This window comes from Desulforhopalus vacuolatus, from assembly GCF_016918505.1.
Taxonomy (GTDB): domain Bacteria; phylum Desulfobacterota; class Desulfobulbia; order Desulfobulbales; family Desulfocapsaceae; genus Desulforhopalus; species Desulforhopalus vacuolatus.
This window is the reverse complement of sequence record NZ_JAFFPZ010000029.1, coordinates 23,999-34,143: the sequence shown is the minus strand read 5'-3', so window position 1 is coordinate 34,143 and position 10,145 is coordinate 23,999. Positions and strand designations below refer to the sequence as shown.

9 protein-coding genes and 1 pseudogene are annotated in these 10,145 nt (G+C 44.2%); 6 read left to right on the top strand and 4 right to left on the bottom strand.

Annotated features, from left to right (window positions below):
• The 4 genes and pseudogenes from JWG39_RS13580 to JWG39_RS13570 all read left to right on the top strand — a co-directional run.
• Positions 1-305: transposase (locus tag JWG39_RS13580; RefSeq protein ID WP_205219963.1), on the top strand; the 305-nt coding region annotated here is incomplete at its 5' end.
• A 643-nt stretch (positions 306-948) separates the two neighbouring features.
• Positions 949-1,068, top strand: a pseudogene (locus JWG39_RS17160) (transposase); the annotation flags it as partial.
• 209 nt (positions 1,069-1,277) lie between these two features.
• Positions 1,278-1,508, top strand: coding sequence for an AbrB/MazE/SpoVT family DNA-binding domain-containing protein (locus tag JWG39_RS13575; RefSeq protein ID WP_205219962.1), 231 nt, complete (start codon positions 1,278-1,280; stop codon positions 1,506-1,508).
• Entirely contained in the window at positions 1,508-1,900 is a 393-nt protein-coding gene (locus JWG39_RS13570; RefSeq protein WP_205219961.1) for a type II toxin-antitoxin system death-on-curing family toxin, read from the top strand. The genes JWG39_RS13575 and JWG39_RS13570 overlap by 1 nt, the downstream gene beginning before the upstream one ends.
• A 489-nt stretch (positions 1,901-2,389) precedes the next feature.
• Here the strand turns inward: JWG39_RS13570 and JWG39_RS13565 are convergent, their stop codons facing one another.
• A complete protein-coding gene (locus tag JWG39_RS13565; RefSeq protein WP_205219960.1) occupies positions 2,390-3,562 on the bottom strand; it encodes an NAD(P)-binding domain-containing protein in 1,173 nt (390 codons plus the stop codon).
• A 567-nt stretch (positions 3,563-4,129) separates the two neighbouring features.
• The gene (locus JWG39_RS13560) at positions 4,130-4,354 is read right to left on the bottom strand and encodes a helix-turn-helix domain-containing protein (protein ID WP_205219959.1); all 225 of its coding nucleotides are present in this window, start codon (positions 4,352-4,354) and stop codon (positions 4,130-4,132) included.
• A 330-nt stretch (positions 4,355-4,684) separates the two neighbouring features.
• On the opposite strand from JWG39_RS13560, the gene JWG39_RS13555 reads away from it, so the two are divergent.
• Positions 4,685-6,448 (top strand): alkyl sulfatase dimerization domain-containing protein, encoded by a 1,764-nt coding sequence (locus JWG39_RS13555; RefSeq protein WP_205219958.1) that lies wholly within the window; start codon positions 4,685-4,687, stop codon positions 6,446-6,448.
• A gap of 691 nt (positions 6,449-7,139) precedes the next feature.
• Positions 7,140-7,874 (top strand): type 2 periplasmic-binding domain-containing protein, encoded by a 735-nt coding sequence (locus JWG39_RS13550; RefSeq protein ID WP_205219957.1) that lies wholly within the window; start codon positions 7,140-7,142, stop codon positions 7,872-7,874.
• A 371-nt stretch (positions 7,875-8,245) separates the two neighbouring features.
• On the opposite strand, the gene JWG39_RS13545 is transcribed toward JWG39_RS13550, so the two are convergent.
• Positions 8,246-8,674, bottom strand: coding sequence for a universal stress protein (locus tag JWG39_RS13545; RefSeq protein WP_205219956.1), 429 nt, complete (start codon positions 8,672-8,674; stop codon positions 8,246-8,248).
• A 176-nt stretch (positions 8,675-8,850) separates the two neighbouring features.
• The gene (locus JWG39_RS13540; RefSeq protein WP_205219955.1) at positions 8,851-10,143 is read right to left on the bottom strand and encodes a TRAP transporter large permease; all 1,293 of its coding nucleotides are present in this window, start codon (positions 10,141-10,143) and stop codon (positions 8,851-8,853) included.
• Between the last annotated feature and the right edge of the window lie 2 nt (positions 10,144-10,145).

Sequence of the window (10,145 nt, the reverse complement as noted above, 5' to 3'; positions counted from 1 at the left end):
CTACAAAAGGCGAAGCTCGTACAATAAATACAGATGACAAAGAACCCTTACGAAAACAGATGAATGAAAAAATGGAGGCAGAAACCTCCAAAGAAATCTATAAAAAACGAAAAGTTATTGTTGAACCAGTGTTCGGACAAATCAAGAATACAGGATTTCGAGGATTCAACGTCAGAGGATATGAAAAAACAAGCGGCGAATTCTCTCTTATGTGTACTGCCCACAATATCAAAAAAATCATGAAATCTCTTTTCAAGAAAGCAGTACGTTCAGAATCAGGAAACTTAGAGTCAATACTTGTATAATCGAGGGGAATGGATCGAAATTATGCTAAAAAGGCAATTCTTTCTAAACCTTTTATGCATATATTCCCGAAAATGCTTCCGATGCCGCAGAAAAAAAATATCTGTAAGTTAGGATGTTGGTTTTATCTGTACTTTTTTTGTTGTTCTCGGACAGCCTCCTAGCTGGTGAAAGTCCCGTCATAACCCTGAAAGGAGGGAATATGCAGGTGAAGGCAAAGGTGCCCAAAGAAACTCTCAGGATCTGCCCGAGGAGGGATAAACCGGTGAAAGGGCGCCAATGAGGGTCTTGTGATTGTGTATTGCGATTGGGGGCGGACCACGCCAAGTATTTGTTTTTATAACGTAATGCTGCTAAGAAAGAGCCATTTTAGCTCTTAGAGGGCTTCTTTTGGTGGCAAAAAGATACTTTTAAGAAGCATTGGTGTTAATTGAGAGACTGGGCGCATTCCCATTTTCCCGGTTATACCGCTAATAAAGAAATAAGTGAATTTGCCATTTTTTTCAAAAAAGGAACGAGGGTCGGGCCAAGGTAAGTGCTTGTATTCGTGTGTAAGATGTGTTCTTTTAACTCTTATACCTGTCAATAATGCGTTTTTTAGGCTCAAAAACGTTAATATAGATCTGCATTAGAAAATAATTTCTTATGGCGAGAGCAAAACGGCATTATATTCCTGGTCAAGTATGGCATCTTACCCACAGATGCCACAAGAGGGACTTTTTACTTAAATTGAAAATGGACCGTCGGAATTGGGTCCAGTGGTTGCCCTATGTGTCAGGATAGTTTTCGCTTCAAAAAATCAGTATAAATCTTGGGGCGAAGTGAAATGGAAGAGTGTCCAAACATTGTGCTACGTATAAAGTTCGTTGCTTAATTATAGGCGGGCAAGTGATCTCAGCCGTTAAACAGACTTCAAAACAGTTGACGGCGGCAGCCCCTTGGCGTTATAATTTGGTTATAACCGGGAGGTTGAAATGATCAAGCAACTACGTAAAGTTGGGAACAGTAACGCCTTAATTCTCGACAAGCCTATTTTGGAACTCCTCGGACTTGAGGAAGACGGCCAGGTGCAACTGACGATTCAGGACGGAAATCTTATCGTGACGCCAGCTTTCCCTGACACAGTGAGCGAGGCGGACGTCGAGGAGAATCTGGAATACATCCTGAAGAAGCGCGCTGATGTGCTGAAGCGACTGGCGAAATAGTGAGTGGCACGAAGTTTCTGTCGGTAGAATCGGTTTTGTTGGTGCACCGCCGCGTGATTGAGGAGTTCGGTGGCGACCCTGGACTGCGTGACCGTGGTCTGCTGGAATCGGCAGTCGCAATGCCACACTCTTCGTTTGCGGGGGAGTATCTGCATTCGGGTATGGCGGAAATAGCCGCTGCGTACCACTTCCACCTTTGTTCAAATCATCCGTTTGTAGACGGCAACAATCGCGTCGCTGTGGCGGCAGCGGAACTGTTTCTGCTTGTCAATGGCGTCGAGTTGGCGGCAACGGATAAGGAACTCGAGGAAATGACATTGGGTGTCGCGGGAGGAAAATTGTCGAAAGAAGCGGTAGTCGAATTCTATAAGAACCAACTCGAATTACCTTAGAATTTAGCTTTCGCGCGGAATCTGTTGATCAAGACAGGAGTTGTATACCTGGGAGAAAAAGACCAGGAGTTCTTCGGAAACAGGTATTCGGTAATGCGATCGGTCTGTTATTTGCTTTGAGGTAATTGATGTTTTCCGTGTCCTTCCGTGTTTTCCGTGGTAGCAAACTGCATGAGAACTATGACAATGTATTGTTTCTGCTTATCGGCCCATAAGGAGCAGGGTCTGTTCTAATGCTCCAGGTAAACCACGGAAGACACGGAAAGCACGGAATATTAAAGCGCAAAACACTCAATCTCGACTTTCGGATGACTACCAAAATTGATTAAGACTCCTGGTGCACTGTACGGCCTAACTTCGGCATTAAACGTTTTCGTTTAATGCGTTGTCCCTGTTCGTGAAAATTCGTGTCCATTCGTGGTTACAAACTGTAAAAGGAACCACGGATAAACAGGATGTAAAACGAGCATAACTTAATAGAAATGATATTTACTTCTTTTTGAAAGCCGCTGTGATCTTGCTGCTGGAACGTCTTGCCCCCACAATGTTTCTTGCCACAGGGCCAATTTGGAGTTCAGAGAGGGGGCCTGTAACGAAAATCCGATCATGCCACTGGAGGGACGGAGTTACCACCGGAAATCCACAGGCAGCTGTTTTCAGGTCGAATTCGTTCATTGCCTGGTTTATGAAATCACCACCGGGGCGTTTTTCTACAAAGCCCGTGGCCAGAACGATTTTTTGACAATCATATCGACCTTGCCGTCCAATCAGCAAGGCACCTCCATTTTGGCATTTCACGTCGGTTATCTCGTCAGTTATGAAGGTGAGTTGATTCAGTGCCGCCGCTTTGTCCACTGCAAGTTTAATGTCTTGCGGAACACTGCCTTTGGCTCTGGCTGCGACTATCTGTTGACGTCGTTGTTCAATTGGTGAACGGCAGAACTCTTCCATGTGCCTTGGACCTATCCAGCGTGGAGCAAAATCGAAATCACTGACGGAAACCTCTTTTCGAGAAATCCATAAAACGTCGGCATTCAATTTATCAATCAATCTCAGAGAAGTATGTCCGCCACTGACACCGCCACCGATCACCGCAACTGGACCGTCGGCTCTATAACTCTCGAAGCAAAAACTGGGATCGAACAGATGATTTACAGATACTCCCATTTCTCTGAGGCGAACCGCCCAGGTCGGCCACAGGGGTTGTTCACCCATTCCGATCGCAAAGAGCACAAATCGAGCGTTGATTGTCTCCTCTGCGGTCACCACGCTTATATAATTGACTTTATTTTGAATTTCTAAAGCACGGCCTTTTATATGCAAAGACTCCAGTTGATGATCATCAACCACCATCTGGCAATGCGCATTAAATAATTCTACAGACGGCCTGTCTTTAGGGGGGATAAAATTGGTGTCTTTTTTGTTTTCAGGTAGTGCGGCATACCAACGCAGTGAGAAGGCCGGGATGTCGATATGGTGCACCGAGGAAGAACGCAAATATTTCATTCCGCAATTTCGGACGCAGCGACGCCATTCATGGAGCAATTCTTTGTGAGGATCCAGGATTCGAATATCATTGTGCGTCATCTGGGTCTGTTGCAGCAAAGAATGTGCCAGATGAACTCCGTGAATACCACCGCCAATGATGAGCATTTCAAGCATGAGATTATTTTCTCCGTTTTACTGCATAATCTTCCACGTGCCAGTCCAGGTAGATGATCTCTACTGCCTTATGGGAACCTTGAATAATCAGTCTTTCGCCCATCTTCTTCGTTACAGTCAAAAATTTATCCTCCGACAAAGCGAGGAACGAGACGTCGAGATATCAAATATATAGCTCCGGTAAATTTTCTCCTGTGCCTCGAATATGAACGAAATACAAGATTATTCAAGGGACCCTTATCTATTGAACCACTGAATCAAAGACTTCCTGCTCCCATTATGGCTCTAAACGTCAGAATGTCAATAAGCGTTGAAAATTGCCTCCCAAGATCTTTCTCGGTGTCAAATTCAACAACAGGACTCCGTTGTCTCTTTCCTCTTGAGAAAGTGTTGCTCTATCAAATTTTTTTGGCCAGAGTTTTCTGAGTCTGCCATATCTTGCCAGGTATGTGTAGAGTTCCCTCCCTTTTGCATGTCTTTATCAATCCAGTCATAAACCGCCGTATGGCAAACGTGTTTTTACAGAGGAAATTCAACATAAAACCGGCAGCTTATAAATTCAGGTGATCAGCCAATTCGAAACCACTTTTGTACAATCTGCAATACTTCAGGGCTTTGTTTTGTGGCCTTCTTAGCAAATTTTCGTCTGGCGATCGCTGTAACTTGAGCATTACAAGAATCATATTTTCCTTCAAAAGAGTTACGGTAAATTTCACGTGAAATTGTACTCTTAAATCGATTTAGTGTACCAGCAATCTCAGTCTGAGATCTTCCTGTTTGAAGAAAGGCCATGATCTGGTATTCTTTCTAAAAGAGTGAGTTGTTGGTAGCAAGGAATGGTACCTGTGCATGGTATCCTCCGATTAGGTTGTGGTGACATAACCATACCGGCAGCTCACTCTTTTTTTATATCACGGTGTTGCACTTATTGTACTCATCCAGTGATCGGGCAGGGTGTTTATTCTGGGGAGATTTAGTTGATTTATGCACAGATATAAATGTAATAAAATATATGAATGGCCGATTAAAGCTTGTAAATACTCCAGCACAAGATCGGTTAGCTAACACTTAGGAGCAGATAAAATCTGCAAAAATATTAATATAAAATGAAGGAGAAAAAGTATGAAAAAAATGAAAGTAATTTCCTTTGCTGCAATGCTGGCGTGTCTCATCTTTCTGATAGCCTGTAACGCTTCGGCCTTCGAACCAACGAAAGTCCCTGCGAACCCCAGGCTTGTCAACCTGTCCAAAGATTTTGAGAAGAATGTATATAAGGTGACTAACGGGGTTTATGTTGCTGTAGGTTACGCGAGATCCAATCCGGTTTTAATAGACGGAACCGACGGATTGATTATTATTGATCCTGCGGAGAGTGAAACGGCCGCAAAAGTAGTCAAAGCTGCGTATAATAAGAAGTTGGATAATATCTTCTCCAAAAAACCGGTTAAGGCTATTATCTATACGCACTATCACGACTGCCATATTCACGGATCTACGGTATTCGCCGGCAATGATACGCCAGAGATCATCGCTCATGAGAGCTTTGTTAAGAACCTCTTCAGCCCACAGGGTGCCGTATACAGTTCGATCTTTCCCATTAAGGCCTATCGGGCAATTAAATACATGGGTATACATTTCCAGCAGGATCCTGGCTATTTCGTCAACGGTGGCCTTTTCCCTTTCTCGATTACAGGTCCCTCGGGTTACTTATCGCCAACCAAAACCTTCCAGGATAAACTGGAGACAACTATTGCCGGGGTGGATATCGTGCTGATGCACGCACCTGGTGAAACCTCTGATATAATCTTTGCGTGGTTACCGGAGAAGAAAGTTTTGGTACAAATAGGTAACTTCTATAAGGCTCTTCCTGCAATTACAACTCTGCGTGGTGCTTCGTTCCGAAATCCGCTGGATTATATAAAAAGCATAGACAAGATGAGAAGTCTGAACGCTGAATATTTGGTATTAATCCATGGCGGCAAGCCGCTGGTCGGGGCAGAGAATATCAGCCGCATACTCACCAACTATCGTGACGGGCTCCAATTTATTCATGACCAGACAGTACAAAACATGAACAAGGGGTTGACTCCCGGGGAAATCATCGAAGTCGTTAAGCTGCCGCCCCACCTTGCCAATGATCCTTATTTGCAGGAATATTTTGGTCAATTGGATCGAGATATTTTCCAGATTTTCCTGCAATACATGGGGTGGTATACCGGCAAATCCAGAGATATGTTTCCCATGTCTCTGAATGAAGAGGCCCAGGCAATGGCCGATTTGGCTGGTGGAGTAGAGCAACTTGCAGCAAAAGCTCAGGAAGCTCTGAATAAAGGAAAAATGAAATGGGCACTGAAATTTTCCGACGATGTGCTTCTGCTCACACCGAAGAATGCTGCAGCACGCGCGGTGAAGAACTCGGCAATGCTTTCGCTGGCTGAAGAAACGTACAACGCACAAACACGCAACTACCTCTTGTCCGAGTACCTTGAAGAGACCGGACAGGTACCCAAATTGATACCTGATTTCAGTAAGCTTGACGACAACATTGTTGCCCTCATGCCCATGGATACCCTCTTTGGAATAATGGCTGTTGGTTTAAACGCTTCTAAATCCCTGGACGAGAATATTGTCATCGGCATACATTTCACCGACCTGACTAACAGCACGGAGCCTGCTGACTATACCATGCACCTTCGCCGGGGCATCATTGAAGTCCAGCCACAGATCGCAGATAATCCAGCATTTACCATCACCGCTGAATCTCTGGTGTGGAAGAATATCGTCTTAGGAAAGCGCGGCCCTCAAGAAGCAGTCTCCAATGGAGATATCATTGTAAGTGGTGCCGATTCGGAAAAGCTTTATCGTTTCCTCGGATTTTTTAACTGAGTGTTCACTCTTTTGAGGGAAGATCATACCCGGGTTTAGAAATGAAGGCTTTTAATATAGACCAAAAAGCAGAAACTGACGATCCAACGGCTCAATTGGAAATGATAGGATAAACGTTTATACTGATAGCTTCGGTAATACAACTGGTCAGTAAAATTGTTTGTAATGTCGCAGAATCTGTCACTCAAGTGGAGCGCAAAAAGCCGCGCCCACTTCGTTTTGCGTTCGCGTCGCTATGCGGCGCGAACGCGCGAGTTGACTACGCCCAACGTTTGCTCCACATCACCTCTTGGTTAATAACAATAAACAGATAATACCATTTCTATTAAGTTATACACTGTTTTATATCCTGTTTATCCATTCATGGTTACAAACGACAAAAGGAACCACGAATGGACACGGATAAACACGAATTATTACTCATTCGTAATCGCCAAAAAAGATGTCCACGCAGTTGCGTTCTCTGGTCAATACAAAATGTAAATGGTATAATAATGCGTTCAACGCCGACTCTCGACAACGTGCGATTTTTCGAAATTAACCCAACAACTTAGCTCCGCTACAAGTTGGCAGTAAGCCCGTTGGCAGGCGGGTTAACAACTGTGGTCGTTGTGATTATGTTGTGTTTTGGTGTGTGACACAGCTCGCATGCCAGATGGAAATCATGTGATGTTGACAGGAGGATAAAATTATGAAAATTCTAACTATACAGCCATTGGCCTGCTCTCGTATTCTTCTGAAGCTGGTGACTGTTCTGCTGCTCTGCGCGGCAGTTCTTAGTCTTCCGAAGCACGGAATCGGCCAGGAAATTGGGGCTTCTTTGGAGGGAAAAGCGTTTCAGATGGCCATTAATCGGCCGGAAACCACCCCATTAACTGCGTGGTGTATCGCAATCTATACCGAAGTGTTCAAGCGGCTTGGCATTCCTTTTAAGGCTCACTATTATCCGTTGCGGCGTGCGACTGAAGAGGTAATGCAAGGCCGATTGGACGGAGAACCGGCACGCATCGCAGTCTATGGAGATATTTATCCGAATCTGATACGGGTTGAAGAAACCGTGTTTACCATGACCGTAGCCGCCTATACGGCGAATCCTTCGGCACCTTCACTGGAGGGGTGGGAGAGCCTCCGTGGAACGAAGTATCAGATTGACTACCCGCGTGGGATGCAAATTTGTGAAATCAATTTATCATTCGTTGTGAGGGCAGAGCAATTGGATACCGTTACCAAAAGCATTCAGGGTCTTCAAATGTTGGCAGCCAAACGTATTGATCTGTATATTGACGATGTTAATTCTGTTGCCCCCATCCTCAATGATCCTGCTGTCGGCGGACCGGGGGCGATTTATGAGGCAGGAATCATGGAGGTAGCGCCCTTGTATATGTATATAGTCTTAAATCTAATAGTAAATTATTATCTACTATAGAAAATTATACGTTTCTATAAATCCTTAAAGATCTTCGATAAAACCGAAGTTTAAAAGATTCTCCACGTATGTACTCGATAGACTCTACCGAGCTACAATATCCATGGCTGCTGTAGTACAACAGTTTACATGAATTATAGGGATTGCAGGTTCCTTTTGCTTTCAGTTTTCATTATACATGTCTTATTTATAAATACAACCGTTTAAGATAGTATTCTTTTAGTAAAAGTATCCTTATAACGTTCTGCTATATGCTACATTTTACTACATTACAAATGAATCTATACAATACCCGTTCTGGATACCGATGAAGATGTTATCCCCCAAAGTCTTCAGCTGATTGCTGGCAGGACGGCCCAGATCAAAATCTCTCAAAAGAGAAGGACAGGACAGGAGACATTATGGAGAACGTGGTTTGCAACAGAGCCAAAAATTACGTCTCTTATTTCTCCCCCACCTTCGTGTCTGCCGATAACGACGAGTTCGTAATCCTGACTGTTTGCGGTGTGGGCTATGGTGGATCTCGGATCGCCGAACTCAAGAATGACCTCACAGGTGAAACCAGCTTCTGCGAGTTTTTTCCTTGTACGTTCAAGGAGGAGATTCCCTGCTTTGGTCGCATTCTCTTTGACCATTTCAACCTGGAAATCAGGAATCATTCTGTAGGCCAGCTGATCATTATTAATCACATAAAGCAGCGTCAGGTGTTTTGAAAGACGATCTTTTAATTTGATGATAGTATCAACAGTCGTCTTCGCGGTGATTGAGTCGTCGTAAGGTACTAGAATTTTAGGGTCCATCTGTTTCTCCTAAAAGTGATCTTGAGTTGCCCGGGCGAGATTGACAGTATTGAAACGAAAGGGTGGCAGCCAGCTCTTTCCGGTTCGAGTCAAAAAACAGTGATACCTATGGGATATAATCCCGCTGAAGATCATGCAATGAAAATATACAGCAGGTTTTTTGGTGAACGCATCTCCTATTGTACGCCGTATACAAGCCGTGGAAGGAGTAAAACAATCTCTGGTACAAACGTGAGAATAAACAAAATGATTATCTGGATAAGTAAAAATGGGAGCACAGCTTTTGTCACATACACAATATCTCTGTCGACTGTGGCACCTGAAATATAGAGACTGACACCAAGCGGAGGTGTGCAGTAACCTATCCCAAGATTAATGGTCATGATGAGACCAAAATGCATGGTATCAATGCCAAATTTTCCAAGAAGAGGCAGAAAGATTGGAGTGAGAATGAGCGTTGCTGAGATGATGTCCATGAACATGCCGATAAAGAGCAGAAGGATGTTCACAGCAAGAAGAAAGACCCATGGAGAGGAGATGTTGTCCACGACTACCGCTGCAATTTTCCCGGGTATCTGTTCAAAGGTCAGATATTCTCCGAAAACAGACGCTCCGGCTACGATAATAAGGAGTGTCGCAGAGGTAATGGCTGAAGAGACGATTACTTTTTTTATATCGGTAATCTTCATATCCTTGTGTAGGACTATCTCTACAAAGAAAGCATAAAAACAGGCAACGACGGCAGCCTCATTGGCGGTGAAAAGTCCAGAATAGATACCGCCAAAGATGAGTACCGGGAGCATTAAGGCCCAGATACTTTCTTTCATCACCGCAACGACTTCAGAAAAACAAGGTCGAGGTCGCGGCTTCATTCCCATCTTCTTACAGGCAATATAGGCATACAAACTCATCGCCAGCATGATGATGACTCCGGGGATAAAACCGGTTAGAAACAGTGCTTCCAGCTGATCATTACTGACCATGGCGTAGAGTATCATCGCAATGGATGGTGGGATGATAACGCCCAGAATAGGAGACGTTGTCATGATTCCAACTGAAAATTTCTCATCGTAGCCATTTTCAATAAGTGCAGGAATCATAAACCCGCCTATGGCAACCACTGTTGCAACGGTGGATCCGGAGATAGCGCCAAAAAAACCACAGGCAAGGATACCCGCCATGGCAAGGCCACCTGGCAAAAAACCAACTATGACATTGGCAGTATTAATCAGTTTTTTTACGATTGAACCAGTTGTCATAATGTTGCCACAGAGGACAAAAAACATCACAACCACAAGGGCGAATTTATCCATGCTTCGGTACAGCACTTCAATCACAATTTGGGGATCAATACCAACAAGACAGACAAGGCCGACGGTACCAGAAAAAAACAGTGCCATAAAAACGGGCACTGTGGTGGCAAGGCACCCCAGCAGAAGGGCAAAGATGAGGAGGTAGCTGTTATCCATGG

Coding starts and splice junctions, on each gene's coding strand:
- JWG39_RS13540 (WP_205219955.1), bottom strand. CDS start 10,143: ATGGATAACAGCTACCTCCTCATCTTTGCCCTTCTGCTGGGGTGCCTT.
- JWG39_RS13545 (WP_205219956.1), bottom strand. CDS start 8,674: ATGGACCCTAAAATTCTAGTACCTTACGACGACTCAATCACCGCGAAG.
- JWG39_RS13550 (WP_205219957.1), top strand. CDS start 7,140: ATGAAAATTCTAACTATACAGCCATTGGCCTGCTCTCGTATTCTTCTG.
- JWG39_RS13560 (WP_205219959.1), bottom strand. CDS start 4,354: ATGGCCTTTCTTCAAACAGGAAGATCTCAGACTGAGATTGCTGGTACA.
- JWG39_RS13555 (WP_205219958.1), top strand. CDS start 4,685: ATGAAAAAAATGAAAGTAATTTCCTTTGCTGCAATGCTGGCGTGTCTC.
- JWG39_RS13575 (WP_205219962.1), top strand. CDS start 1,278: ATGATCAAGCAACTACGTAAAGTTGGGAACAGTAACGCCTTAATTCTC.
- JWG39_RS13565 (WP_205219960.1), bottom strand. CDS start 3,562: ATGCTTGAAATGCTCATCATTGGCGGTGGTATTCACGGAGTTCATCTG.